Genomic DNA, 25,464 nt, shown 5'->3' on the forward strand with positions numbered 1-25,464 from the left:
TTAGCTTATATGTTCAGATAAGAACTCAGTTACTTCCTCTGGTGATTTCGCATTTGCGCTGTGAAGGTGGCCTGTTTTTTCTCCGTTTTTGAAAACTAGCAGGCTTGGAATACCCATGACCTGATATGTTTCGGCAAGCTCCGGAAGCTCGTCTTTATTCAGTTCATACCAATCATTTTGATTATAGGCTTCCAAAATGTCGCCGATGAACATATTCATGCGTGTGCAATCAGGGCACCAGTCAGCGTAAAATTTGATAATAATTTCTTTATCAGATTGAATAAGTTCATTAAATTGTTCTTTTGTTGTGATTTTTTTCATATGTCACATCTCCTTTTCAATGCCATTTTAATATAAAATAAAAAGGAATTACATACAAATGCTTTTACCTTCGTATCGGCCCAAAAATAATTAGATCATTTTCTTATGAAAATGATAAGATAGTAAAGATGAATTGTAGTGGGGGGAATATCCATTGAAAACAAGTCTAGGATTGGTGTACGGCGGCAAGTCAGCCGAGCATAACGTTTCGCTGCAGACAGCTTTGGCTGTAACAAAAGCGCTAAATACTGAGAAGTTTGATATACATCCGATTTATATTACGGAAGAAGGCGAGTGGCAAAGAGGGGCGCGCTTAACAGAGCCGGTCTCTAATGTGAAAATGCTCCAGCTCGAACAAAACGGGAGCTCTTTTTCCCCGGCAGCTTTGAATAAAGAAATGTTCCCGGGAGATTCTTCGAAAGAAAACGAAGCGATTGATGTCGTGTTTCCGCTATTGCATGGTCCAAATGGAGAAGACGGCACAATCCAAGGGCTGCTTGAACTATTAAATATTCCTTATGTCGGTAACGGAGTGCTCGCTTCTTCTGCGGGTATGGATAAAGTTGTGATGAAACACTTATTTGCCCAAGCAGGCCTTTCTCAAGCTAAGTATGCGGCTTTCCTTAAAAAAGATTGGAGCCGTTCTTCTGAGGAATGCTGTGAACAAGTTGAAAAGGAACTGGGCTATCCATGCTTTGTGAAACCGGCGAACCTGGGTTCAAGCGTCGGAATCAGCAAGTGCCGCAGCCGTGAAGAATTGGAAAAAGCGTTTGAGCTTGCGTTCCAATATGACCGCAAAGTAGTGGTGGAAGAAGGCGTCATCGGCCGGGAAATTGAAATCGGCGTTCTCGGAAACGATGAACCGAAATGCTCCGTTGTCGGAGAAATCGCACCTAAAACTGATTTCTATGATTATAAAGCGAAATACGAGGACGGAGACACCGATCTTATCATTCCGGCGGAAGTGACGGATGATCAATACGCTAAAATCAGTGACATGGCGATCAAAGCTTTCAAAGCAATTGACGGATCAGGCCTTGTCAGAGCGGACTTTTTCCTGACAGCTGACGGCGAAGTGCTGATCAATGAAGTAAACACGATGCCGGGCTTCACGCCATTCAGCATGTTCCCGCTTCTCTGGAAAGAAGCAGGCATTGAATACGCCGACTTAATTGAACAGCTTGTTGATCTGGCAAAGGAACGGCATGCAGAAAAACAATTGATTAAACATACATGTTAATACACCAAGGACACTGCCAGTCATAAGCAGTGTCTTTTCCCGTACTGAAGAAAAATTTTAAAGAAAGAGAGGTGCCCCATTTGATTAAGCGAACAGCAAAGAAAATCGCAGAAATGGTCAAAGGCACACTGACAGATCCCACATATGAAAATATAGTGATTCAAGGAGTAGCAACTGATACGAGAAAGCTTGAAAAAAACCAGCTTTTCATTCCGCTGACAGGAGAGAATTTCAACGGGCATACATTTGTCGGGCAGGCATTTGAGAATGGCGTATCCGCTGTGCTTTGGAATAAATCTGAACCGAATCCGCCTCAAGATCAGGCTGTCATTCTTGTGGATGATACGCTGGCAGCGCTTCAGGAGCTCTCAAAAGCGTACTTACAAGAGCTCGGCACACGTGTCATCGGCGTAACAGGCAGCAACGGTAAAACAACGACAAAGGATATGCTCCACGCTGTGCTGCAAACGCAATTCCGTGTTCATAAAACAGAAGGAAACTTTAACAACCATATCGGCCTGCCGCTGACCGTTCTTTCTATGCCGGAAGATAATGAAGTCGCGGTACTTGAAATGGGAATGAGCGGAAAAGGAGAAATCGACCTCCTCACTCGTCTGGCTAATCCGGAAGCTGCGGTGATAACCAACATCGGCGAATCGCATATGCAAGATTTAGGATCGAGGGAAGGCATTGCGGAAGCGAAGCTTGAAATTACCAATGGCCTAAAAAAAGACGGCATCCTTATTTATATCGGGGATGAACCGCTCTTAAACAAGAGAAGCTACAGCTGCCGTACGAAAACCTTCGGAGCGGATGAAGGCAACGATTATCAGCTGGAGGACGTAAAACAAACGGAAGACGGAACACATTTCAGCATAAAAGGGATAGACAAGACATTCTTTATCCCGGTACTCGGAAAGCACAATGTGTTAAATGCAATCGCTGCCTTTGCCGCGGGTATTCACTTTGGAATCACGGTTGAAAATGCTGCGAAAGGATTAAGCGGGCTGAAAGTAACCGGAATGAGGCTGGAACTGCTGAAAAGCGAGAGCGGCGTTTCCATTATTAACGATGCCTATAACGCAAGTCCGACCTCTATGAAGGCTGCAATTGAGCTGATAGAAAGCATGGAAGGCTATGGCAAAAAAATGCTTGTGCTTGGAGATATGCTTGAACTCGGCGATCTTGAACAAGAATTCCATACAGAGTGCGGCGCCGTGATAAATCCGGCGGCGATTGACTATGTTTTTACGTACGGAAAGCTTGGCGCCTTCATCGCAGCGGGAGCGCACCGGCATTTTGACCAAGAGCGCGTCAGCCATTTCAATGATAAAGCAGAATTGTTGCAAGCCGTTGCCGAAAAGGCTGAAAAAGGAGATTTAATCCTGTTTAAAGCATCCAGAGGTATGAAGCTTGAAGAAATCGTTAAAGATTTAATGAAGGGCTGAAAAAGGTTTAACCGTTCTCAACTTGGGTATTATAAAAACCAGAGAATTTCCTGAAGCTATAAAAGAAAAAACGCCGCACGCTTCATAAAATAAAATAAAAGTGCAGAAACTAATAATGGTTCACTTGAAATAAACCTGTCAGACCATCTGCGGCTGTGATACAATTTATGAAAAGGCGGGATGGAATTGATAAATTATGATGGGCGCATTTTTATTGGTGTTCATGTTTCTGAAGACGGTGAAGTGTCCGGCGAAACTGTCTTCCACTACAAGCAGGACGGCATTATTTTGTCGGGGACTTACGCCGGGGGCGGCATTATTTCAGGAGTTCTTGTAGGAACTGTGAAAAAAGATGACACGCTGCATTTCAGATACCATCATGTAAATGCTGGGGGCAAACTGGAAAGCGGTGAATGTGTTTCTTCTCCGCAGGTGGGGGAAGACGGCAGGGTCCTCCTTCATGAAGAATGGCAGATGATGGACGGACAAAAGAGCAAAGGCAGCTCCGTTGTCGAAGAAATCGAAAGCTGATCCATTTCTCCCCTTATTGAAAAACACATAGTGTAATGGTAAGATAAAACGTAAAGTAATTCGGGCTTTGTATACGTATGGATCCTGTCCTTTAGTATGAAGGGCAGTTTTTAGTGGTAAATCACGACATTACTGAAACAGCAATTAGAAGGAGTTTGAATAATTTGACTATAACGTTTCAAGATTTTCAATTAAGTTCTGATCTCATGAAAGCTATAAATCGCTTGGGATTCGAAGAAGCAACACCGATTCAGGCAGAAACGATTCCGCTCGGACTTCAGCATAAAGATGTCATTGGACAAGCGCAAACAGGTACAGGTAAGACAGCTGCGTTTGGTATACCCCTTGTTGAGAAAATTAACCCCGAGTCTCCTAATATCCAAGCAATTGTAATCGCGCCAACACGTGAATTAGCTATTCAAGTATCTGAAGAATTATATAAAATCGGACAAGATAAACGTGCGAAAGTTCTTCCTATTTACGGCGGACAGGATATTGGACGACAAATCCGTGCGTTAAAGAAAAACCCGCATATCATTGTCGGTACACCGGGGCGTCTTCTTGACCACATCAACCGCCGCACACTGCGTCTGAACAACGTAAACACAGTTGTTATGGATGAAGCGGATGAAATGCTTAACATGGGATTCATCGAGGATATCGAATCTATTCTTTCCAATGTTCCTAGTGAGCATCAAACGTTGCTTTTCTCTGCTACAATGCCTGCGCCGATCAAACGGATCGCAGAACGCTTCATGACAAATCCGGAGCATGTAAAAGTAAAAGCAAAAGAAATGACGGTTTCAAACATCCAGCAGTTCTACTTGGAAGTGCATGAACGTAAAAAATTCGATACGTTGACTCGTTTGCTTGACATCCAGTCTCCTGAACTTGCGATCGTTTTCGGCCGCACAAAACGCCGCGTTGACGAATTGACTGAAGCTTTGAACCTTCGCGGATACACGGCTGAAGGAATTCACGGCGACTTGACGCAAGCTAAACGTATGGTTGCGCTCCGTAAGTTTAAACAAGGTGCGATTGAAGTTCTTGTGGCGACTGACGTAGCTGCCCGCGGACTTGATATCTCAGGTGTAACTCACGTATATAACTTTGACGTGCCTCAAGATCCGGAAAGCTATGTTCACCGTATCGGAAGAACAGGCCGCGCAGGAAAAACAGGTATGGCGATGACATTTATCACACCGCGTGAAAAAGACATGCTTCGTGCAATTGAGCAAACAACGAAGCGTAAAATGGACCGCATGAAAGAGCCTACACTTGATGAAGCAATTGAAGGACAGCAGCAGGTTACTGTTGACCGCCTTCGCACGATCATCAGTGAAAACAACTTGAACTTCTACATGACTGCTGCAGCAGAGCTGTTAGAAGATCATGACGCAGTGACAGTTGTGGCAGCGGCAATTAAAATGTCCACGAAAGAGCCTGATGATACACCGGTTCGCCTTACAGACGAAGCACCGATGGTAGGCAAACGCCATAGAAACCACCGCTCTTCAAAAAGAAGAGATGGCGGCGGACAAGGCGGCGGCTATCGCGGAAAATCAAAAAGCAACAGCCGTTCTTCCTATGATAAAAAACGTTCGTCTAACGACCGACGTCCTTCAGGGGAAAGACGCCAGAAAAAATCATATTAATAAAAAAAGAAGCGAATCCATTTGATGGATTCGCTTTTTGTATGCCGCAAAATGAAACTTTTCTTTGATAAAAACGTATTTGTATGTATGATAAAGAAAACGGGAGGTTGGTATTTTGAGAGGGCAGCCCAAAAATCAAATCAGTCCAAACGGATTAAAAGTTTGGAGATTTCAAGAAATCATTGTATCCGCTGTTTGTTTACTTATCGTTATAGCGGTTGCCGTACTAAGCTATTACTTTCACTGGCCATATTGGATAACCGGAGTGCTAGCTGTTTTGTTGGTTCTGGAATCAGTGCTCACCATTGTGTTTATTCCGAAAATCCGGCACAGAGTGTGGCGTTATGAAGTTCATGAAAATGAAATTGATATACAGTCAGGCATCTTTGTGGTCACACGTGTCATTGTGCCGATGGTCAGGGTGCAGCATGTGGATACCTCACAAGGACCGCTTTTGAGGAAGTATAATCTGGCCACAGTCAAAATCTCCACAGCCGCCACCACTCATTCCATTCCCGCACTCGAAATGGAAGAAGCGGACCGGTTAAGAGATTCGATTTCGCGTTTGGCGAGGGTGACTGAAGATGATGTCTGAACCGAAACGCCTTCACCCGGCGGCGATGATCTTAAATTTATTTAATATCATCGTTCAAACGATAAAAAACATCATTCTTCCATTCTTTTTCGTGTTCGTCGTCAACTCTAACCATGTGATTCGTTTTTACGGAGGCATCGCCCTTGGTATTTTGTTTATTTGGCTCATAGCGGCCAGCATCATCAAATGGAGAAAATTCACCTACAGGATTGAAGCGGATGAAGTTAGAATAGAAGAAGGTTTGTTTTTTACGAAAAAGAGATACATATCCATGGAACGGATTCAATCTATGAACACGAGCGCCGGTTTGATACAGCAAATATTCAAATTGGTGAAGCTGCAAATTGAAACGGCTGGCGGAGGAAAAGACGCGGAAGCCGTATTATCGGCCATCTCTTTAGAAGAAGCAGAAAGAATAAAAAGAGCAGTCTTTACCCAAAAAGAAAAGATCAAGGACCTGGGGGAAGAAGGCCTTGTAATGAAGGAAGATGAGGCGCCTGAAGCCGAAAAAATCCATGCCCGCTACCAGATGGGTATAAAAGAGCTGCTCGCTGCAGCTTCGACTTCTGGCGGAATCGGTGTCATTATTTCAGCCGTCATTGCGCTTCTTTCGCAAATTGATGAATTTCTGCCGATGGATTGGTTTTATGATAAATTCTCTTTCCTGAAAAGTGCCAGTATAGGCATGTATGCGGTTCTCGTTTTTATCTGCTTATTTATCGCATGGCTCCTCAGTATTGCGGGGATGATGATAAAATACGCCAACTTCCAAATTGAAAAAAAAGAGCATGAGCTGGTCATTTCGCGGGGGATTATCGAAAAGCATCAAGTGACGATACCGCTCCGCAAAATCCAAGCGATTAAAATCAAAGAAAATATCATCAGAGAGCTTTTGGGCTTTGTGACCGTCACGATTGTCAGCGCGGGCGGCGGCGATAACGAAAAAGAAGGCGCTTCGACCATACTGTTTCCCGTCATTCAGAAAAAAAAGCTGGCGGGCATACTGAGAACGTTTACGCCGGAGTATACATTTGAAGCAAAAAGCCATCATCTGCCGAAGCGGGCATTAAGACGATATCTTTTCCGTTCAACTATATTTTCAATCGTGCTGATCATTCCGTTATGTATCTTTTTCCATCCGTGGGGATATTTTTCTCTTATCTTGCTGCCGATCGAATTAGTCTTTGGCTACTTAGCGTATAGGGACTCCTCTTGGCACATCAGCGGGGAAAAGCTACAGCTCACCACAAGATTTGTCGGAAAAAATACGGCGATTATTCTTAGAAGAAGAATGCAGATTTATAAAGTCAGCCAATCCTATTTCCAGACAAAAAAACAGCTCTCTACCATCTCAACTTCTGTTAAATCATCAAGCAATATGGAAGAGTTAACGGTAAAGGATATTGAAGCGGGGGACGCGCAGCACATTTTTCGATGGTATTCGTACGAAAAAGCGGACGGTTAAAACCGCCGCTCTTTTTTTTGGATACATAAGAATGAAAGAACAAACCCGCCGACAAGCCCGAACAGGTGGGCCATAACATTAATATTTGAATTGATAAACGTCATGAGAACGGCCACAACGAGCAGTGTGATAATCATTTTCGAATTTTCCTGATCAATCAGTTCTTTTCGGTAAAGAACCATATACAGATAGACACCGAACAAGCCGAATATCGCGCCTGAAGCGCCCACATGCACGTAATCAAGCGATTCAGTGAAGTAGGTGCCGACATTTCCGATTATGCCTGATCCGACATATACAAGAAGAAAACGGGCTTTTCCAAGCAGCCGTTCTAAAGCGGGAGCAAATAAAAAGATGGACATCGAATTAAAAAGAAGGTGGGCAAATCCGGCATGCAGGAAAATAGGTGTAATCAGCCGCCACCATTCTCCGTTAGCCACCCCGAGGTTATAGCCTGTTACGGCATCTCCCCATAATATGACCGAATGAATGGGCAATTTGAAAAAAATCCACAAAACTGATTGAATGGCTAATATACAAGCAACGGCGGGATAAAGCCTGATAAATGTTTGGAAATTTTCAGTTCGTATAAACATCATGAGCCCCTTTGCCATCATTTTTGATATTTATATAGTAACACGTTTATGAGATAAACCATTTAAATAGTACAGACTTTTAGGAGGGATCAATCCCATATGATTCACGGTATTGGTTTAGACATCGTTGAGCTTGATCGAATCGCTTCCTTGTGCGGCCGGCAGGAAAGATTCGCTGAACGGATTCTGACTGAATCAGAACAAGCCCAGTATGAATCGCTCTCAGCAAAGAGGAGAATTGAATTTCTCGCTGGCAGATTCGCCGCGAAAGAAGCATTCTCAAAAGCATTTGGAACAGGAATAGGCAAGCATCTCAGCTTTCAAGATATCGAAGTGAAAAAAGATACCCATGGCAAACCCTCTATCGTATGCGCGAAACTCAGCCAGGCCAATGTTCACGTATCCATCACACATACGAAGGAATATGCGGCAGCGCAGGTTTTGATTGAAAGGTTGTCAAGCTAGTCTGCATATTCGTACGGCCCCTCTCATATATTTGATAATGCATTAAGGGAGACAAGTTGTTTGAGGCTTTTATGGTACGCAGCCGTTCTGTCTAAAAGAGTGTTCCAAGCGTACCGTTAAAGTCAAACAAGCGGTTTCTTCCTTTTACATCAATTGAGAAGAAGGGGTTGAAAAAGGTGAGAAAAAGCTTTGTTTTGCTTTTAACGGGACTGCTTGCTGTCCTTATTCTTTCTGCCTGCGGACAAAAGTCACAGGAAGATGTCGTAACTGGATTAGACAAAAAGGCGAAGGAATACACCTCATACAAAGCAAAAGCAAAAATGACCATCGAGACAGGAAGTGAACCGCAGGTATACAACGTGGAGATTTGGCACAAAAAACCTTCTTTATACCGGGTTTATTTAGAAAATCCGAAGAAAGATCAAAATCAGGTCATTTTACGAAATGACAACGGAGTATTTGTTCTCACGCCGTCTTTAAATAAGAGTTTCCGGTTCCAAAGCGACTGGCCGAACAACAGCAGCCAGGTTTACTTATTTGAATCACTTGTGAAGGATGTTCAAAATGATTCGGACGCTGTTTTCTCTTCAAAAGAATCAAAATACGTGTTTGAAACAAAAACAAACTATCAGCACAACAAAATGCTGCCGACACAAGAAATCACATTCAACAAAAAGGATATGAGCCCATCATCCGTAAAAGTGATGGACACAGACCGCAAAGTCATGGTGAAGGTTGAATTCAGCAACTTCGAATTCAATAAACAATTTGACAAAGAATCATTTGACGAAAAGAAAAATATGACCCTTTCCCAAATAGATGTTGCCACAAGCGCGAAGCCTTCAGACACATTTGCTGTAAAAACGCCGCTGGAACTGCCTCTGGGCGTGAAGAAGCTTGAAGAAAAAGATATTACAACTGAAGAAGGGCGCCGGATCGTCATAACCTACGGCGGTGAAAAATCATTCACCTTAATTCAGGAAAAAGCTCAAGTCGCTAAAGCTTCTACATCCGTTACATTGAGCGGAGAGCCTGTTAATCTGGGGATGACAATCGGAGCTTTATCAGATACGTCCTTATCGTGGACACATGAAGGAGTCGATTACCTTCTGTCATCGAAAGACCTGACCCAGGAAGAGATGGTGACAGTTGCGAAAAGCATGCAAGGGCAATCATCAAAATAAACACCAAGAGGCCGATTCATCTTTGGCCTCTTTTTTCGTAAATACTAACAGCAAGCCGCTGAAATGGACGGATGCTCCTCAGTAAAAAAATTCCTTAAGAAGGGAGTTTCACTTTGTCCTTTGTTTTTAGTATGATATGAAGTGAATAAACACTAGGAAGTGTCCTGATGAACATAAAACCGTTTTACAGAGATACGTGGGCAGAAATTAACTTGTCTGCGATAGAAGAAAATGTAAGCAATATGAAAAAGCATATCGGTGACCGCGTTGAGCTAATGGCGGTAGTGAAGGCAAACGCCTACGGCCATGGTGATGCGGAAGTGGCGGAAGCGGCATTGTCCGCAGGTGCTTCATGCCTAGCTGTTGCCATTTTGGATGAAGCGATATCATTGCGAAAACGCGGCCTGGCCGCGCCTATTTTGGTGCTTGGAGCCGTTCCGCCGGAATATGTGGAGATAGCGGCTGAATATGACGTTACGCTGACAGGCTACTCAGTCGAATGGATACAGGAAGCTGCCCGCCACATAAAAGAGACCCCCGTCCACTTTCATCTAAAAGTAGACACGGGAATGAACAGGCTTGGCGTCAAAACAGAAGAAGAAGTCCAAAACGTGATGAAAATTCTGGAGCGCAATCCCGGCTTACTATGCAAAGGCGTTTTTACTCATTTTGCAACAGCTGATGAAAAAGACAGAAGCTATTTCCTCATGCAGTTTGGACGATTTAAAGAGCTGATTGCTCCGCTTCCGTGGAAGCAGCTCATGGTTCACTGCGCAAATAGCGCCGCCGGTCTGCGTCTGAAAAAAGGCTTTTTTAACGCGGTCCGATTCGGAGTCGGCATGTACGGGCTTCGTCCGTCCGCTGAAATAACAAACGAGATTCCGTTCCGGCTGCACCAGGCATTCACCCTGAACTCCACTTTGATCCATGTGAAAAAAATACACAAAGGGGAGAGTGTCAGCTACGGCGCGACATATACGGCTGAGAAAGACCAATGGATTGGCACGGTGCCGGTCGGTTACGCGGACGGGTGGCTGCGAAAACTGCAAGGCACTGAGGTTCTCATAAACGGCAAAAGGCTCAAAATTGCAGGAAGAATCTGCATGGATCAATTTATGGTTGAACTGGATAAAGAGTATCCCCCGGGAACCAGAGTCACTTTGATCGGCAGACAAAAGGACGACTGCATAACCGTTGATGAAATCGCCAGCCGGCTGGAAACGATTAACTATGAAGTGACATGTACAATAAGTTCCCGCGTTCCCCGTATGTTTTTGAAAAATGGGAGTATAATGGAAGTAAGAAATCCTTTATTGCAGGAAAATGCAAGCAAATAGCCTCTGTTACAAAAAGAGAATTTATAAAACAGCTTTGCTTGATGTGTGAATAATGGTATCATTATCACTGGATGGATAAACGAGTCGTATCCGTAAGTTTGGTGGAGGTGTATGTTTTTTGTCTGAATCCAGCGCAACAACCGAAATGATGATTAGCTTGCCGGAAGCACTAGTAGCTGAATTGGATGGTGTAGCGATGCGGGAGAAACGAAGCAGAAACGAACTAATATCACAAGCAGTGAGAGCCTATGTCAGCGAACGCACAACTCGTCACAACCGTGATTTGATGAGACGCGGATATATGGAAATGGCGAAAATCAACCTGAATATTTCTTCTGAAGCTCATTTTGCTGAGTGCGAAGCAGAAACGACCGTTGAGCGCTTAGTCAGCGGAGGATAATCATTTGATTGTTAAACGCGGCGATGTTTATTTTGCTGATTTATCTCCTGTTGTTGGCTCAGAGCAAGGCGGAGTGCGCCCGGTTTTGGTGATTCAAAATGATATCGGAAATCGCTTTAGCCCAACTGCTATTGTTGCAGCCATAACAGCCCAAATACAGAAAGCGAAATTACCAACCCACGTCGAAATTGATGCGAAACGCTACGGTTTTGAAAGAGACTCCGTTATTTTGCTGGAACAAATTCGGACGATTGACAAGCAAAGATTAACGGATAAGATTACTCATCTGGATGATGAAATGATGGATAAGGTTGATGAAGCCTTACAAATTAGTTTGGCACTCATTGATTTTTAGTAATATTTTCTTGGTTGCTCATAAGGAGCAACTTTTTTTGTTTTCGAAAAAAATTAACGCTATAATAGGTAAATAAAGATATAAAATGTTGCTTTTTGTCGGGAGGTACAACGAAATGCCGAATCAGACGATACATGGGTTCATTTCAGAGAATCAGAATGAACTGCTCGAACAGTGGACAAACACGTTAAAGAAACTAAGTGATCAAGAATCATATCAGCTGACTGATCAAGTGTACAAAAATATATGCAAAGATTATATAGAGATTCTTCTTTCTTCTTCAACAGAAACCATTGCTGAGGAACAAGTAAGCGAACTGGCGCTCAGAGCCGTTCAAATCGGTCTGTCCTTAAAGTTTTTAGCTACAGGCCTTTCGGAATTCTGGAAACATCTTTACAAGGAAATGAACGACGGCACTTTAACAGATCAAGAAAGTACGGAGTTAATCTGGCAGATTGAAAGTTTTTTCAATCCGATCAACACGGAAATCTTAAATCAATATTCAATCTCATGGGAAAAAACCGTCTCCCTTCAAAAAATCGCGCTTCAAGAACTTTCTGCGCCGCTTATTCCGGTGTTTGAACATATCACCGTTATGCCGCTTGTCGGAACGATTGATACCGAACGCGCAAAAAGAATTATGGAAAACCTGCTGAATGGCGTGGTGAAACATCGCTCACAGGTTGTTTTAATCGACATTACGGGAGTTCCGGTTGTCGATACAATGGTTGCCCACCATATTATTCAGGCATCAGAAGCGGTAAGGCTTGTCGGAGCAAAATGCCTGCTGGCGGGAATTCGGCCGGAAATCGCTCAAACCATCGTCAATCTGGGAATAGATTTATCACAGATTATTACTAAGAATACCCTTCAAAAAGGAATTCAAACAGCATTGGAAATGACAAATCGAAAAATCGTTTCATTGGGGGAATAACATTTTGAGACATCCGAAAATCCCGATCCTGAAACTATACAATTGCTTATTAGTCTCCATTCAATGGGAGCTTGACGATCAAACCGCATTGCACTTTCAAGAGGATCTATTAAATAAAATCTATGAAACAGGCGCAAACGGAGTCGTTATTGATCTCACCTCAGTCGACATGATTGATTCGTTTATCGCGAAAGTACTGGGTGATGTGATTACAATGTCAAAATTAATGGGTGCCAAAGTTGTCTTAACAGGAATTCAGCCTGCTGTAGCCGTTACGCTGATTGAACTCGGCATAGCGCTTGAAGAAATTGAAACAGCGCTCGATTTAGAGCAAGGGCTTGAGACATTGAAGCGGGAATTGGGGGAATAGCTATGAACGACCAATCCTGTGTAAAGATCATGACAGAATGGGACATCGTGGCCGCGAGACAGCTTGGGCGAAACGTTGCGAAAGAATTAGGCTTCGGAACTGTTGACCAGGCAAGAATCACGACGGCTATTTCAGAGTTAGCAAGGAACATCTATTTATACGCCGGTAAAGGTCAAGTCTGCATCGAACAGGTAGCTGACAGAGGCAAAAAAGGACTTAAAATTATAGCGGAGGACACAGGACCCGGAATTGCCGATATCCGCAAAGTAATGGAAGACGGCTTTTCAACATCTGGCGGGCTTGGAGCGGGGCTTCCGGGCGTAAAGAGGCTGATGGATGATTTCAGCTTAAATTCCGTTGCGGGGCAAGGTACGGAGATACAAGCCATCAAATGGCTTCGGTAGGAGGTAAGAAAGTGGATTTCAAGGAGGTTATTGAGCAGCGGTATCATCAGCTGCTTAGTCGATATATAGCCGAATTAACAGAAACATCTTTATATCAAGCTCAAAAATTCAGCCGAAAAACAATCGAGCATCAAGTTCCTCCGGAAGAAATTATCAGTATTCACCGTAAAGTGTTAAAGGAACTGTATCCGGATCTGCCTGGAGATGTTTTTCATTCGCTGGATTTTTTAATAGAAGTCATGATAGGTTACGGGCTCGCATATCAGGAGCATCAAACCCTCAGAGGAATACAGCAGGAAATCAAATCGGAAATAGAAATCGCTGCGAACGTGCAGCAAACTCTTCTCGAAACAAAAATCCCGCAAGAAGAAGCTCTGGACATTGGCGCAATCAGTGTTCCTGCTAAACAAATGAGCGGAGATTATTATCATTTTGTCAGAGATAAGGAATCTATTAACATTGCAATTGCCGATGTCATCGGGAAAGGCATACCGGCCGCTTTATGTATGTCGATGATTAAGTATGCAATGGATTCTTTGCCTGAAACCGGAATCCATCCTTCACAAGTGCTGAAAAATCTCAATCGCGTAGTTGAGCAAAATGTTGATCCGAGTATGTTTATTACCATGTTTTACGCGAATTACAATATGAACAGCCATAAATTCACATATGCCTCGGCGGGGCATGAACCTGGTTTTTATTATTGTAAAAAAGAAAATAAATTCTATGATTTAACAGCCAAAGGTTTGGTTCTCGGCATCTCGCAGGATTTCGATTACGAAGAATATGAACAGCATCTGGATGAAGGAGATATGATCGTTTTATTTTCCGACGGCGTGACAGAATGCCGGTCAGAAGACGGTTTCTTGGAGCGTCTTGATATACAGAAGCTGATAGAGGAACATATGTGTTGTCCTGCACAAGAGATGGTGCAAAATATTTACGAAAGCCTTCTTAAATTGCAGGATTTTCAGCTTCATGATGATTTTACGTTAATTGTTTTAACAAGAAAGGTTTAAAGAATAAAAAGCCCGGGTATTAGACCATTAGTAAAAAGGACACTTTTGAGGTGATAAAAATGAATTTAACGGTAAATGTTAAACAAAACGATAATGATATACAAGTAAAAATCGCAGGAGAAATTGATGTGTATTCAGCTCCGTCACTTCGTGAAAAGCTTGTGCCTCTGGCAGAACAGGGAGCAGACATACACATCTGCCTGAAGGATGTCAGCTACATGGACAGCACGGGCCTTGGCGTATTTGTCGGCGTGTTTAAGACAGTCAAAAAAGAAGGCGGCTCGCTAAAGCTTGAAAACCTTTCTGAACGGCTGATCCGCTTGTTTGAGATCACGGGTCTGAAGGACATCATTGATATTTCTGCAAAGTCAGAAGGTGGGGTACAATGAAGAATACAGTAGATTATATAGAGATGAAAATACCGGCTGAACCGGAATACGTGGGAATTGTCAGACTTACGCTGTCGGGTGTGGCGAGCAGAATGGGCTATACGTACGATGACATCGAAGACCTTAAAATCGCAGTAAGCGAAGCCTGTACAAACGCGGTTCAGCATGCGTATAAAGAGGATAAAAACGGAGAAGTGTCAGTGAGATTCGGTGTATATGAAGACCGCTTAGAGGTCATTGTCGCAGATGAAGGAGACAGCTTTGATTTTGATCAGAAGCAGCAGGATCTAGGTCCTTACACACCTTCACACACCGTAGAACAACTATCAGAAGGAGGACTCGGCCTTTATTTAATGGAAACGCTGATGGATGAAGTCAGAGTGCAGAGTAACTCAGGCGTAACCGTGGCGATGACAAAGTATTTAAACGGGGAGCGAGTTGATCATGGCACAACCATCGAAAACTACGAAACTAACTAAGGATGAAGTTGATCGGCTTATAAACGAGTACCAAACCAATCAGGATGATTCGGCGCAGGAAACGCTTGTCCAAGTCTATACGAATCTTGTCGAAGTGCTGGCGAAGAAATATTCAAAAGGCAAAAGCTTTCATGAAGATCTTCGCCAAGTAGGCATGATCGGTCTTCTCGGTGCGATCAAAAGGTATGATCCGGTAGTCGGCAAATCATTTGAAGCTTTCGCGATTCCGACGATCATCGGAGAGATTAAACGTTTCCTCAGAGATAAGACGTGGAGTGTGCACGTTCCAAGGCGAATCAAGGAACTCGGACCCAGAATTAAAATGGCGGTAGACACACTGACCACAGAAACGCAAAGGTCGCCAAAGGTCGAAGAGATTGCCGAATATCTCGATGTTTCCGAGGAAGAAGTACTGGAAACAATGGAAATGGGAAAAAGCTATCAGGCATTGTCTGTGGACCACAGCATTGAAGCGGATGCGGACGGAAGCACTGTAACCATTCTCGATATCGTCGGCTCACAGGAAGACGGATATGAACGCGTCAATCAGCAAATGATGCTGAAAAGTGTGCTCCATGTTCTTTCTGAACGTGAAAAACAGATTATCGATTTAACGTATATTCAAAATAAAAGCCAAAAAGAAACAGGGGACATTCTCGGTATATCTCAAATGCACGTCTCGCGTCTGCAGCGCAAAGCAGTAAAGAAACTCAGAGAGGCCTTGATTGAAGATCCCTCTATGGAGCTAATGTAATGATCCAGGTTGAAGAAAACCAACATATCCATACCCTTGTATATCAATTAAATAAAGAAGGCAAATCCATTTGCGGGGACAGTTTTTACATTAAAGCGGATGATCAGGAATTAGTGTGTGCGGTAGCTGACGGTCTTGGAAGCGGAACACTTGCGAATGAATCTTCATCAGCCATCAGAGATCTTGCTGAAAGCCATGCGGATGAAGATGTCGCAAGTATCATCGAACGCTGCAATCAAGCGATGAAGAACAAACGAGGAGCTACGGCCTCTATTTTAAAAGTTGATTTCGCAGCAAGGCAATTTACGTACTGCTCTGTCGGAAACGTGCGTTTTATTCTATACTCCCCATCAGGTGAATGCTTTTATCCTCTGCCTGTGTTAGGTTATTTATCAGGCAAGCCGCAGAAATACAAAACTCACACTTTTTCATATGAAAAGGGATCAAAATTTATCATTCATACAGATGGATTAAACGTTCCCGACATTCGCTCGTATTTAAAAAAAGGGCAGTCAATCGAAGAAATATCGAATTCTCTTAAAATATACACCACATCCAGAAATGACGACTTAACTTATATTTTAGGGCAGCTTTTATAATAAGCTGCTTTTTTTAGGTGTTTTTTTCTGATTTTGTTACACTAGAGAAAGAATGAATAAATGGAGGCTTTGGTTACATGGAAACGTTAGCCCTTTTAAAGAAACAAATTGCGAAAGAAACCGCACTGTCACAAAAGAATGTCGAAAGTGTCATTCAGCTCCTTGAGGATGGCAATACCGTTCCGTTTATCGCAAGGTACAGAAAAGAACAGACCGGCTCAATGGACGAGGTCCAAATCCAAACCATCTCAGAGCGCTGGCAGTATATACAAAATCTGAATCAGCGAAAAGAAGAAGTGATCAGACTGATAGCGGAGCAAGACAAGCTGACAGATGAACTGCGGCAAAAAATTGAACAATCGGTAAAGCTCCAGGAAGTAGAAGACCTTTACCGCCCCTATAAACAAAAACGGAAAACAAAGGCGACTGTCGCAAAAAGCAAAGGGCTTGAACCGCTTGCTGAATATATCCTTACCCTTCCGAAAGACGATCGTATCGCAGAAATCGCAGATCAATACATAAGTGAAGAAAAAGAAGTGCTTTCCAGAGAAGACGCGATTGAAGGCGCAAAACATATCATTGCTGAACAGCTGTCAGACGAACCGAGTTTCAGAAAATGGATTCGCCAGGAAACCTTCAAAAAAGGCACTCTGAAATCAACTGCCGGCAAATCGGTAGATGCGGATGAAAAAAATGTATACGAAATGTATTACGAATATGAGGAGCCAATTCCGAAAGTCGTTCCCCACAGAGTGCTGGCGGTCAACCGCGGTGAAAAAGAAGACATCTTGAAGGTATCCATCGAACCGCCGGCTGATGTGATTAAAGCCTATTTAGAAAAGCAAATTGTCAAACAGCGAACAACGCCTGTCAGAGACATTTTGCTTGATACGATCGAGGACAGCTACAAAAGACTGATTCAGCCTGCTATTGAACGTGAAATCAGAAAAGAGCTGTCAGAAAAAGCAGATGCGCAGGCCATTCATATTTTTTCAGAAAACCTTCGGAAGCTTCTTTTGCAGCCGCCGATGAAAGGGAAGATCGTGCTTGGGGTCGATCCGGCATTCCGAACAGGCTGTAAACTCGCAGTAGCAGACGAAACCGGAAAAGTATTGAAGATCGATGTCATTTATCCCCATGCTCCGGTTAAAAAGACAAAGGAAGCGCAGGACAAAGTGAAAGCGATCCTGGAGGACTATCAAGTTGAAGTCGTGGCAATAGGGAACGGAACAGCTTCCAGAGAAACAGAACAATTTATCGTTGATGTACTGAAGGATACGCCTAGAGACATTTATTATTTAATCGTTAACGAAGCTGGGGCAAGCGTCTATTCAGCATCTGAGCTGGCGAGAGAAGAATTCCCCGACCTTCAGGTGGAAGAACGCAGCGCAGTGTCAATCGCGCGCAGACTGCAGGATCCGCTTGCCGAACTTGTCAAAATCGACCCCAAATCAGTAGGGGTAGGCCAATATCAGCATGATGTCAGCCAGAAGAATCTAAATGACTCGCTGCGGTTTGTCGTCGAAACCGTCGTAAACCAAGTCGGAGTAAACGTTAATACAGCCTCGGCCGCTCTTCTTCAATATGTGGCGGGATTATCTAAGTCTGTTGCCGGCAATGTTGTGAAAAAACGTGACGAACTCGGCAAATTCTCAACCCGCAAAGAATTAAAAGGCATCCCAAGGCTCGGCGCTAAAACCTACGAACAATGCATCGGATTTTTAAGAGTGCCGGACGGGACAGAACCTTTGGACAGAACCGGAATTCACCCGGAAAGCTATAAAGAAACAAAATCGCTTCTGAAAAAGCTTCAGCTGACGACAGAACAAATCGGGACGGCTGAATTAAAAGAAAAAATCAGCAAGCTGGACCTATCTGAAACTGCAAGAGAGCTTGAAATCGGAGAGATTACACTGAAAGACATTTGTGAACAGCTGACCAGGCCGGAACGGGATCCTCGCGATGAGGTGCCTAAGCCTTTGCTTAAAACGGATGTACTTCAGCTTGAAGATCTAAAGGAAGGAATGGAATTGCAAGGCACTGTCCGCAACGTAGTAGACTTTGGAGCATTCGTTGATATCGGAGTGAAGCAGGACGGGCTTGTGCACATTTCAAAACTCAGCAATCAATTCGTCAAACACCCTCTCGACGTAGTATCAGTCGGAGATATTGTGACCGTGTGGGTGGATGGAGTAGACGTCCAAAAAGGCCGGGTATCACTGTCTATGGTAAAATAAAAGCACTGCTTACGAGCAGTGTTTTTTTCTATAAAAGTACCAGCATTGATTCAGCAGTTTGATTTGATAATTATCCTTTTCTAAAAATGCTTTTTGCATTTGTTTTTTCAGCCAATTGGGCATGGCTCATTCCTCCTCAGCTTTTTTTAAAAGAAGGGCGGGTTTTACACATTGTATGCGAGCGGAGAATTGTCCCGTTCAATGTTTTTAAGGAGAGGTGCACAATGGATAACAAAGAGCTTCAAAAGCTTACAGAGGACATATCTAATACCTGTTTTGAAAAACCCTTCCGCCACCAGGCTGTTTTTAATGACAGGCTCAAAACAACCGGCGGAAGGTACCTTTTAACATCGCATAACATCGAAATCAACAGAAAATCGTTAATAGAACATGGCCGGGAGGAACTTGAGGGAATTATTAGGCACGAGCTTTGCCATTACCATCTTCATCTTGAAGGAAAAGGGTACAAGCACAGAGACAGAGATTTCAGAGAACTCCTTCAGAAAGTAGACGCGCCAAGGTTTTGCACTCCCTTACAAAAGAAAACGCAAAGCAGAAAAACATATACGTATATATGTACGGCTTGCGGCCAACAGTATGTAAAGAAGCGTGCGATGAACCCTAAAAAATATGCCTGCGGAAAGTGCGGTGGGAAAATAAAAGAATTTATTAAAAAGGGTTGACTCACTTCATGATTCTATGTTAAATTATAAAAGCCGTCGCATTAGACGGAAGAGGGAATAAATGAAATGTTGCTTCTTGACACTTCATGTCGATCCTTTTATAATATAGAAGTCTGATTATTCCACAGTAGCTCAGTGGTAGAGCTATCGGCTGTTAACCGATCGGTCGCAGGTTCGAGTCCTGCCTGTGGAGCCATACGGAGAAGTACTCAAGTGGCTGAAGAGGCGCCCCTGCTAAGGGTGTAGGTCGTGTAAGCGGCGCGAGGGTTCAAATCCCTCCTTCTCCGCCATTATATCTTTTGAAAAAGATAAAAAGTTCTCAACCAGACGGCCCGTTGGTCAAGCGGTTAAGACACCGCCCTTTCACGGCGGTAACACGGGTTCGAATCCCGTACGGGTCATTCACTTTCTGTTGGGCTATAGCCAAGCGGTAAGGCAACGGACTTTGACTCCGTCATGCGTTGGTTCGAATCCAGCTAGCCCAGCCATTTTTATTCATATCATACAGAGAGCCATTAGCTCAGTTGGTAGAGCATCTGACTTTTAATCAGAGGGTCGAAGGTTCGAGTCCTTCATGGCTCACCATTGTTTTTCGCGGGTGTGGCGGAATTGGCAGACGCGCTAGACTTAGGATCTAGTGTCTTATGACGTGGGGGTTCAAGTCCCTTCACCCGCATTTCTCTTTTAATTAAATAACGAGCGGTCGTGGCGGAATGGCAGACGCGCTAGGTTGAGGGCCTAGTGGGTGAATAACCCGTGGAGGTTCAAGTCCTCTCGGCCGCATCTCAATGATACCAAGGGTTTAACTACCTTTGGTATTATTTTTTTATGTTGAAAATGCGGCCTTTGAAGAAGACTTGCTCACCAAAACTCACCAGTTACTTAAAGTAAGTCATGAAATTTGCTGTTTCCTAGGAAAATTATTACCCAAAACGTTTCTAAAGCATTTTTTGCAATATATCACCTTACCAACGCACACTAAGCATTTCTTAACCGACTTTTTCAATTATTTTTTGTTTTTGAGTTCAATAATAGCTTCTGTTAATGCATCTAATTTGCCCTCGAGCCGTATTAATAAATAAACAGCAACTAGTATAGGGAAACCGAAATTTCCGATTATCGTAATAAGTGTTTCGGAAGATAAGTTCAAGCAATTACCTCCTATTTAAAGGTTAGTCGCGATACTAGATATACTATTAGCTATAGTTTGTGTTAACTCTTCAATGAATGTCGATTTCTTTAAAAGAGATGCATCTTTTTCAGAGTCTAAAAAAAGATTCTCTAACAAAATGGCTGGCATTTTAGTTTGCCTCAAAACTGCAAAGTTAGCTTCACGTTGACCTCTATCAGTCATATTCTGGGACTTCAAAAAATTTATAATATCTTGGTGTAGCTCTTTTCGGATTTGTCCTGTAAAAGTGTTCCCTAGACCAGGATAGATGTATGATTCAAACCCTGTTCCACCACCTGCATTATGATGAAAGGAAACGAAAAGTGCACTACTTAGTTTGTTTGCAATCTGTGATCGCTCATATAAAGATACAAATGTATCTGTATGTCGTGTTAAATGAACTGTCATGCCATGCTTTGTTTTTAGATGTTTTTCTATTTTTAATACAAAATCCAAAGTTAAATTCTTTTCAATTAAGCCATTACCTGTTGCACCACTATCATTACCACCATGCCCGGCATCTAAAACAATAATAGACATCAAACGTCACTCCTTGTAAGAACACATATTTAAACCATACTTTTGCTGTAATATTTTGTTCATTTCTTTTAAATGTTTACTGTAACAAAGCACAATATCTTGATACATTTCTTTTTCTTCAATACTGCAGGAATTTAACTTTTGGGCAACTAACAATAAATCTTTTTTCAATTGATAATACTGGTTCAGTGAATTATCAAATTGATTCATGTTAATCCTCCAGCAGAAGACTCTCTAGTTTGTTAGGGTTAAATCCTGCTACGGTGACCTCTTTTTGTTCTCCTTCAAATATAATAACGGTATAGGGAACCCCTAAAACCTTTCTTTCTAATAGTTCCTGTTTATGTTTTTCAACTTCTACTTTTTTTTCTAAGTAATCAATAGAATGTTCATCTAACCACTCCTTTTGTTTCTTGCAAAAAATGCAACTAGCAGCTGTAAAAACAATAATATTTTTCTTCATTTAAATTCACCTTCCTAAATTAGATTTAAGGCAGCAACCGGATTCGAACCGGTGATAAAGGTTTTGCAGACCTTTGCCTTACCACTTGGCTATACTGCCATCTGTACCATAATTAAGTGAAAGAACTAGCATGGATGTAAACGCTCCTTATAAATTTTTAACTGTTTCTTAAATTTCCCATAAGAAAATTGAAAAAAAACTTCTATTAGTCTAAAATAGAACATATGTTCTTCTTTGTAGTCGTTTACTTTTTATACTTTAACTTCATTAAATAGGTAGAGGTGATTTTTTATGAAAAACCAAACATTATTGAATTTCCAATTTTTAAATGAACCAATTGTTAAAAAATTTCTTCTGAACTCTACTAACAAAAAAATTTTTAAAGAAGCCACCAAACATCCTACTTTACAAAATCAACAATTATTAGATCAGAGATTCAAAAAATTTTATAAAAAGGCACGTATTCTTAAGTACCTAACAACAATGATTAAAATATCTTCCATTGATTTTGATAAGCGAAATCGCAAAATGAATCAAAGGTTTTTACTTACCCTAGATGCACCCATAAAACAAGATGAAGATACAACTGCATCAAGAATAGACACAATCCCAGATGAAAATGAAGTCGATCCTCTCACAAAATGTTGTATCAGTTTGGATGAGTGTATCACAGATCCACAATTACACCAGGCATATACAAATCTCAATGAAAAACAGAAAAAAATTCTAAATTTAATGTATATAGAAGGTTTAACTCTCCAAGACATAGCTACTTTTTTAGGAGACTCTAGACAAAACGTTTTTAATATCTATAAAAGAAGCCTTAATAAATTGAAACAAACTTGTAATCAAGAAGATTAGGGAGGTATCAGAAGTGGATTTTTTGTGTAAAGATGAAAACACTCTTTCTCAAAAAGAGAAAGAAGAATTGATAAAGATGGTTGCTCCACTAATAAAAAAGTGTTTGTATAATGTTTCTTTTCAAGAAAGAGAAGATTTTGAACAAGAAATAATAGCTAAATTATTGAAAAAGCTAAACTGGATATGCTATCAGGATGCTCCTGGGTTTTGGGAATTTGCAATTAATCATGAAAATAAGCTTGAATAATTTTTTAAAAGAGTGTACTTTTCACCTACTCAATTCACTTTATAGATTAGGAGGCAATAATCAATAAATAACAGATATTGCTTCTAAAAACTATAAGGGAGTTGGAGTATTTGCAAATATTAAATGGTGTTTACATGGAAGGTCAAGAACTACAAGAATTTAAAGAACGAGCATTAAATGACAGTACATTTGATGATTTATTATTGGCGGTTAACGAACAGTTCAATAATGAACAAACAATTTCAAAAGATAAGTTGAAAGTTGACAATGGATATAAGAGTGACATCGAACTTGAGGAAGGATATGTTGTCTCGGGTAAACAAATTGTCTTTATTAATGAGCCTAAAACTGTTCGAATTGCATACCGTGAACTAAATGATTATGAATTACCAGTAGAGTATAAAGAAGTCGCTCAGGTTTTAATAACAGATGAAACAGATTCGCATTATCTGCTAGGTATTACATTTAATAAAGAGGGTGAAATTGAAATTAATACTCTTTCTGCTGAATATCCAGATTCACAACTTCTAGATATAAATGAACCTTTGCCTAATGATCCTAATTATATCCCTCAGGATACTGGGAACTTTATGGACTCTGGTAAAAACTCTGGAGATTTTACAACAAAAGTATGGTGGACTTCCAATGGCTGTTTGCCAGGAGGGTATCAACATTGTGGCGGAAATTGTGGCTATAACTTAAAACATGGCGGCGGAAAACCAATTAATTATACGGATAGTTGTTGTGTGTTACACGATAGATGCTATGGTAAAGGCTTGAAAAAGTGTAAGTGTGACACAATGCTAGTTGATTGCGTAAGAAATGAAGTGACCTGGGCTGCGTTTGGAATTAACATGTATTTTGGACCTAAAGGCTGTTAAAAAGGTGCCTGGCTATCGATTAGCCAGGCTTTTCCTTATCTCTTTAAAAATCCTAAAATGCTTACAACTATTAAAGTAATTATTGATGAAATCAACACAGAGATACTGACAGCCCCTAAACCCAATCCTTCCCATCTACCTACAAAGAAACTTACAATTAATAAGATTATACTCAGCATCATTAAAACTGATGGGATACCATACTGTAAAGGAGATTTTCTTTTTTTAAACATCAAAGAAATACCTATTGTAACCACACTTAGAATTGCTGTCATAAGCCAAAACATCATTTACTCTGCCTCCTTGAATTGTTTTGGAAAGTTTCATTATAACAGATTATTCTTAAATAGAGGCTTATCATACCGGATTAGTGACAATATGAGTAGAAGTAGGTGAAGTAAAATACAAACTACATCTATATACCTAAATCAAAATTCTGAAAATAATTTGGTTAATTTAAAATTCAAAAAAATAAAGTTGTTAGTGGATTTCTATTTGAGAACTTGTTGCTGTTGGATTCTTAAATTTTTAATGAGCAAGAAATTTTTATTCCTTTGACCTGTTATTTAGAGTAAGTCGTCCAAACGGTCGGCAGTTTCCTTCTGTTTATTAGGAAAAAGATGTCCATAGGTGTTCATTGTAAAGGCTACTGAACCATGCCCCAGACGTTCCTTTATCAATAGATAATCTTCGCCTTGGTTGATTAGCAGAGCGACGTGTGAATGTCTCAAATCATGGAAACGAATAGGTTCAATATTTCCTCTTTTACATATCTGTTTTATCTTTCTGCTGAAAATATCTTTTGTAGGCGGTCTATCTTTGTACTGAAACATATAGGATTCCTCTGTTTGTTTAATTCCTAATCCATCAAAAATTTCTTTTTGTTTTTGCTTCCACTGATCTAGCAGCGCTATAAGTTTTGAATTAATACTTATTCTGCGAATTGAGTTTTTGGTCTTTGGCGGAGTAATAATGTATTCTTGGTTGATGTATGTTAATGCTTTATATACATTGATTTCTCTTCTGAAATTGTCTAAGTCTTTCCAATGGAGTGCTAAAATCTCGCCTAGGCGCATTCCTGTTAAATAATCAGTAGTATAGAACACTTTAAAAATGAATTCGTCATTATTGGTGAGATTAATAAATTCTTTGAATTGATCAGGAGTCCAAAAATTCATTTGTTTTTTTACGACACTTAAATTTTTCACTTTTGCACAAGGATTCTTGATTAAAACATCTTCCACTATCCCTATATCGAAAATCTTACTTAGGATAATCATCGTATTATTTATTGTCTTGTTTTCAAGTCCTTTTTTGATAAGTAATCTTTGAAAATCTTGAATCTCATTATGAGTTACTTTTTTAACAATGCAGTTTTCAAAATGGGGGAGGATATGTTTTTCAATCGTGTATTTCTCTATATTGAAGTAATTTGGCTTATGATGAAGCTTACATTGCTCAAGATAAATGCTAACTAATAATGTAATAAAACAGGAGAAGAAAACTAGGAAAGAAACAAATATAGATTCGGATGAGTATAAGAGGGAGAATTCTATAGTTCGTGTATATAATAACGGAAAGTATATTCAATTGGCATTTTATAAGCCCGAGAATAATTATAAAAAGCTCACCGCATTTTCGTATTATGAGAAGCTTGGTGATTCATATGAAGAGCTGACCCATATGCCTGTCGACGGAGATCAAGATCGTCTAGGCTTGTATAAAAAAACACCAGATTATGAAGAGGTTAAAGGCAAGGAAATAAAAAACTAAGGAGTAGACTTTATGTCTGCTCTATTTTAGTACTTAAGATTGTTTATATCCATTTTATAGATAATTCC

The 25,464-nt window shown here is 41.2% G+C and carries 33 protein-coding genes, 8 tRNA genes and 2 pseudogenes; 33 read left to right on the top strand and 10 right to left on the bottom strand.

Features of this window, described 5'->3' with window-relative positions; translation table 11 throughout:
- Positions 1-321 (bottom strand): thioredoxin family protein, encoded by a 321-nt coding sequence (locus AXI57_RS06570; RefSeq protein ID WP_003328128.1) that lies wholly within the window; start codon positions 319-321, stop codon positions 1-3.
- A gap of 154 nt (positions 322-475) precedes the next feature.
- On the opposite strand from AXI57_RS06570, the gene AXI57_RS06575 reads away from it, so the two are divergent.
- The 7 genes and pseudogenes from AXI57_RS06575 to AXI57_RS22475 form a co-directional block, all read left to right on the top strand.
- A complete protein-coding gene (locus AXI57_RS06575; protein WP_003328130.1) occupies positions 476-1,561 on the top strand; it encodes a D-alanine--D-alanine ligase in 1,086 nt (361 codons plus the stop codon).
- A gap of 80 nt (positions 1,562-1,641) precedes the next feature.
- Entirely contained in the window at positions 1,642-3,009 is a 1,368-nt protein-coding gene (locus tag AXI57_RS06580) for a UDP-N-acetylmuramoyl-tripeptide--D-alanyl-D-alanine ligase (protein WP_061669617.1), read from the top strand.
- 180 nt (positions 3,010-3,189) lie between these two features.
- Positions 3,190-3,540: an avidin-fold protein gene (locus AXI57_RS06585; RefSeq protein ID WP_003328132.1), complete on the top strand. Its 351-nt coding sequence runs from the start codon at positions 3,190-3,192 to the stop codon at positions 3,538-3,540.
- Positions 3,541-3,704: 164 nt separating this feature from the next.
- Positions 3,705-5,195, top strand: a complete 1,491-nt coding sequence (cshA, locus tag AXI57_RS06590; RefSeq protein ID WP_061669618.1) for a degradosome RNA helicase CshA — start codon at positions 3,705-3,707, stop codon at positions 5,193-5,195.
- Between the two features lie 115 nt (positions 5,196-5,310).
- The gene (locus tag AXI57_RS06595) at positions 5,311-5,790 is read left to right on the top strand and encodes a PH domain-containing protein (RefSeq protein ID WP_003328134.1); all 480 of its coding nucleotides are present in this window, start codon (positions 5,311-5,313) and stop codon (positions 5,788-5,790) included.
- A pseudogene (locus tag AXI57_RS22470) lies at positions 5,780-6,232 on the top strand (PH domain-containing protein); the annotation flags it as partial. The gene AXI57_RS06595 and the pseudogene AXI57_RS22470, both read left to right, overlap by 11 nt.
- A gap of 87 nt (positions 6,233-6,319) precedes the next feature.
- A pseudogene (locus AXI57_RS22475) lies at positions 6,320-7,255 on the top strand (PH domain-containing protein); the annotation flags it as partial.
- Here the strand turns inward: AXI57_RS22475 and AXI57_RS06605 are convergent.
- Positions 7,252-7,851: a rhomboid family intramembrane serine protease gene (locus AXI57_RS06605; protein ID WP_061669620.1), complete on the bottom strand. Its 600-nt coding sequence runs from the start codon at positions 7,849-7,851 to the stop codon at positions 7,252-7,254. The pseudogene AXI57_RS22475 and the gene AXI57_RS06605 overlap by 4 nt on opposite strands.
- 99 nt (positions 7,852-7,950) lie before the next feature.
- Between AXI57_RS06605 and acpS the strand changes: the two genes are divergently transcribed.
- The 14 genes from acpS (at position 7,951) to AXI57_RS06675 (ending at position 18,777) form a co-directional block, all read left to right on the top strand.
- Complete coding sequence (gene acpS, locus AXI57_RS06610) at positions 7,951-8,316, top strand: holo-ACP synthase (protein ID WP_061669621.1); 366 nt, start codon at positions 7,951-7,953, stop codon at positions 8,314-8,316.
- A 167-nt stretch (positions 8,317-8,483) separates the two neighbouring features.
- The gene (locus tag AXI57_RS06615) at positions 8,484-9,500 is read left to right on the top strand and encodes a LolA family protein (protein ID WP_141292211.1); all 1,017 of its coding nucleotides are present in this window, start codon (positions 8,484-8,486) and stop codon (positions 9,498-9,500) included.
- A gap of 167 nt (positions 9,501-9,667) precedes the next feature.
- A complete protein-coding gene (gene alr / locus AXI57_RS06620) occupies positions 9,668-10,837 on the top strand; it encodes an alanine racemase (RefSeq protein WP_061669623.1) in 1,170 nt (389 codons plus the stop codon).
- Positions 10,838-10,955: 118 nt separating this feature from the next.
- Positions 10,956-11,237, top strand: coding sequence for a type II toxin-antitoxin system antitoxin EndoAI (gene endB, locus AXI57_RS06625; RefSeq protein ID WP_003328141.1), 282 nt, complete (start codon positions 10,956-10,958; stop codon positions 11,235-11,237).
- A 4-nt stretch (positions 11,238-11,241) separates the two neighbouring features.
- Positions 11,242-11,592 carry a type II toxin-antitoxin system endoribonuclease NdoA gene (ndoA, locus tag AXI57_RS06630; protein WP_003156187.1) on the top strand — a complete coding sequence of 117 codons (351 nt, stop codon included), beginning with the start codon at positions 11,242-11,244 and terminating at the stop codon, positions 11,590-11,592.
- Between the two features lie 115 nt (positions 11,593-11,707).
- The gene (locus AXI57_RS06635; RefSeq protein WP_003328142.1) at positions 11,708-12,526 is read left to right on the top strand and encodes an RsbT co-antagonist protein RsbRA; all 819 of its coding nucleotides are present in this window, start codon (positions 11,708-11,710) and stop codon (positions 12,524-12,526) included.
- A gap of 4 nt (positions 12,527-12,530) precedes the next feature.
- On the top strand, positions 12,531-12,896 hold the full coding sequence (rsbS, locus tag AXI57_RS06640) for an RsbT antagonist protein RsbS (protein ID WP_010789626.1): 366 nt from the start codon (positions 12,531-12,533) through the stop codon (positions 12,894-12,896).
- A 2-nt stretch (positions 12,897-12,898) separates the two neighbouring features.
- Positions 12,899-13,300 (top strand): serine/threonine-protein kinase RsbT, encoded by a 402-nt coding sequence (rsbT, locus tag AXI57_RS06645; protein WP_003328144.1) that lies wholly within the window; start codon positions 12,899-12,901, stop codon positions 13,298-13,300.
- An 11-nt stretch (positions 13,301-13,311) separates the two neighbouring features.
- Positions 13,312-14,319 carry a PP2C family protein-serine/threonine phosphatase gene (locus AXI57_RS06650; protein ID WP_061669624.1) on the top strand — a complete coding sequence of 336 codons (1,008 nt, stop codon included), beginning with the start codon at positions 13,312-13,314 and terminating at the stop codon, positions 14,317-14,319.
- 59 nt (positions 14,320-14,378) lie between these two features.
- On the top strand, positions 14,379-14,708 hold the full coding sequence (gene rsbV, locus AXI57_RS06655) for an anti-sigma factor antagonist RsbV (RefSeq protein WP_061669625.1): 330 nt from the start codon (positions 14,379-14,381) through the stop codon (positions 14,706-14,708).
- The gene (gene rsbW / locus AXI57_RS06660; protein ID WP_003328147.1) at positions 14,705-15,187 is read left to right on the top strand and encodes an anti-sigma B factor RsbW; all 483 of its coding nucleotides are present in this window, start codon (positions 14,705-14,707) and stop codon (positions 15,185-15,187) included. The genes rsbV and rsbW overlap by 4 nt, the downstream gene beginning before the upstream one ends.
- On the top strand, positions 15,153-15,941 hold the full coding sequence (gene sigB / locus AXI57_RS06665; protein ID WP_003328149.1) for an RNA polymerase sigma factor SigB: 789 nt from the start codon (positions 15,153-15,155) through the stop codon (positions 15,939-15,941). Before rsbW ends, sigB begins: the two co-directional genes overlap by 35 nt.
- Complete coding sequence (gene rsbX, locus AXI57_RS06670) at positions 15,941-16,540, top strand: phosphoserine phosphatase RsbX (protein ID WP_003328150.1); 600 nt, start codon at positions 15,941-15,943, stop codon at positions 16,538-16,540. Before sigB ends, rsbX begins: the two co-directional genes overlap by 1 nt.
- A 77-nt stretch (positions 16,541-16,617) precedes the next feature.
- Positions 16,618-18,777 (top strand): Tex family protein, encoded by a 2,160-nt coding sequence (locus AXI57_RS06675; RefSeq protein ID WP_061669626.1) that lies wholly within the window; start codon positions 16,618-16,620, stop codon positions 18,775-18,777.
- A gap of 9 nt (positions 18,778-18,786) precedes the next feature.
- On the opposite strand, the gene cmpA is transcribed toward AXI57_RS06675, so the two are convergent.
- The gene (cmpA, locus tag AXI57_RS21305) at positions 18,787-18,900 is read right to left on the bottom strand and encodes a cortex morphogenetic protein CmpA (RefSeq protein WP_003225207.1); all 114 of its coding nucleotides are present in this window, start codon (positions 18,898-18,900) and stop codon (positions 18,787-18,789) included.
- A 101-nt stretch (positions 18,901-19,001) separates the two neighbouring features.
- On the opposite strand from cmpA, the gene AXI57_RS06680 reads away from it, so the two are divergent.
- The 8 genes from AXI57_RS06680 (at position 19,002) to AXI57_RS06715 (ending at position 20,243) form a co-directional block, all read left to right on the top strand.
- Positions 19,002-19,460, top strand: coding sequence for a SprT family protein (locus tag AXI57_RS06680; protein ID WP_010789622.1), 459 nt, complete (start codon positions 19,002-19,004; stop codon positions 19,458-19,460).
- Positions 19,461-19,581: 121 nt separating this feature from the next.
- Positions 19,582-19,656: transfer RNA gene (locus AXI57_RS06685), tRNA-Asn, on the top strand.
- Between the two features lie 3 nt (positions 19,657-19,659).
- A tRNA-Ser gene (locus tag AXI57_RS06690) sits at positions 19,660-19,750 on the top strand.
- Between the two features lie 39 nt (positions 19,751-19,789).
- Positions 19,790-19,861: transfer RNA gene (locus AXI57_RS06695), tRNA-Glu, on the top strand.
- Between the two features lie 12 nt (positions 19,862-19,873).
- A tRNA-Gln gene (locus AXI57_RS06700) sits at positions 19,874-19,948 on the top strand.
- A gap of 21 nt (positions 19,949-19,969) precedes the next feature.
- A tRNA-Lys gene (locus tag AXI57_RS06705) sits at positions 19,970-20,045 on the top strand.
- A 9-nt stretch (positions 20,046-20,054) separates the two neighbouring features.
- Positions 20,055-20,136: transfer RNA gene (locus AXI57_RS06710), tRNA-Leu, on the top strand.
- A 23-nt stretch (positions 20,137-20,159) separates the two neighbouring features.
- Positions 20,160-20,243, top strand: a tRNA-Leu gene (locus AXI57_RS06715).
- 223 nt (positions 20,244-20,466) lie between these two features.
- Here the strand turns inward: AXI57_RS06715 and AXI57_RS20685 are convergent.
- The 5 genes from AXI57_RS20685 to AXI57_RS06735 all read right to left on the bottom strand — a co-directional run bounded on the left by AXI57_RS20685 (position 20,467) and on the right by AXI57_RS06735 (position 21,733).
- Positions 20,467-20,610: a YvrJ family protein gene (locus AXI57_RS20685; protein ID WP_076984027.1), complete on the bottom strand. Its 144-nt coding sequence runs from the start codon at positions 20,608-20,610 to the stop codon at positions 20,467-20,469.
- A 15-nt stretch (positions 20,611-20,625) separates the two neighbouring features.
- A complete protein-coding gene (locus AXI57_RS06720; protein WP_061669627.1) occupies positions 20,626-21,171 on the bottom strand; it encodes an N-acetylmuramoyl-L-alanine amidase in 546 nt (181 codons plus the stop codon).
- 6 nt (positions 21,172-21,177) lie between these two features.
- Positions 21,178-21,381, bottom strand: a complete 204-nt coding sequence (locus AXI57_RS06725; protein WP_061669628.1) for a hypothetical protein — start codon at positions 21,379-21,381, stop codon at positions 21,178-21,180.
- A gap of 1 nt (position 21,382) precedes the next feature.
- On the bottom strand, positions 21,383-21,634 hold the full coding sequence (locus AXI57_RS06730; RefSeq protein ID WP_061669629.1) for a glutaredoxin family protein: 252 nt from the start codon (positions 21,632-21,634) through the stop codon (positions 21,383-21,385).
- A gap of 28 nt (positions 21,635-21,662) precedes the next feature.
- Positions 21,663-21,733, bottom strand: a tRNA-Cys gene (locus AXI57_RS06735).
- Between the two features lie 192 nt (positions 21,734-21,925).
- Between AXI57_RS06735 and AXI57_RS06740 the strand changes: the two genes are divergently transcribed.
- The 3 genes from AXI57_RS06740 (at position 21,926) to AXI57_RS06750 (ending at position 23,623) form a co-directional block, all read left to right on the top strand.
- On the top strand, positions 21,926-22,495 hold the full coding sequence (locus tag AXI57_RS06740; RefSeq protein WP_061669630.1) for a sigma-70 family RNA polymerase sigma factor: 570 nt from the start codon (positions 21,926-21,928) through the stop codon (positions 22,493-22,495).
- Between the two features lie 13 nt (positions 22,496-22,508).
- Positions 22,509-22,742: a hypothetical protein gene (locus AXI57_RS06745; RefSeq protein WP_061669631.1), complete on the top strand. Its 234-nt coding sequence runs from the start codon at positions 22,509-22,511 to the stop codon at positions 22,740-22,742.
- A 110-nt stretch (positions 22,743-22,852) separates the two neighbouring features.
- Positions 22,853-23,623, top strand: coding sequence for a phospholipase A2 family protein (locus AXI57_RS06750; RefSeq protein ID WP_127721157.1), 771 nt, complete (start codon positions 22,853-22,855; stop codon positions 23,621-23,623).
- Between the two features lie 35 nt (positions 23,624-23,658).
- On the opposite strand, the gene AXI57_RS06755 is transcribed toward AXI57_RS06750, so the two are convergent.
- Positions 23,659-23,913: a YesK family protein gene (locus tag AXI57_RS06755; RefSeq protein WP_061669633.1), complete on the bottom strand. Its 255-nt coding sequence runs from the start codon at positions 23,911-23,913 to the stop codon at positions 23,659-23,661.
- Between the two features lie 276 nt (positions 23,914-24,189).
- Complete coding sequence (locus tag AXI57_RS06760) at positions 24,190-25,209, bottom strand: tyrosine-type recombinase/integrase (RefSeq protein ID WP_081112755.1); 1,020 nt, start codon at positions 25,207-25,209, stop codon at positions 24,190-24,192.
- Here AXI57_RS06760 and AXI57_RS06765 point away from each other — a divergent pair.
- Positions 25,091-25,396: a cystatin-like fold lipoprotein gene (locus AXI57_RS06765; protein WP_141292217.1), complete on the top strand. Its 306-nt coding sequence runs from the start codon at positions 25,091-25,093 to the stop codon at positions 25,394-25,396. The two genes, AXI57_RS06760 and AXI57_RS06765, sit on opposite strands and share 119 nt — an antisense overlap.
- Positions 25,397-25,464 lie beyond the last annotated feature (68 nt).

The sequence above is a fragment of the Bacillus atrophaeus genome, assembly GCF_001584335.1.
Taxonomy (GTDB): domain Bacteria; phylum Bacillota; class Bacilli; order Bacillales; family Bacillaceae; genus Bacillus; species Bacillus atrophaeus.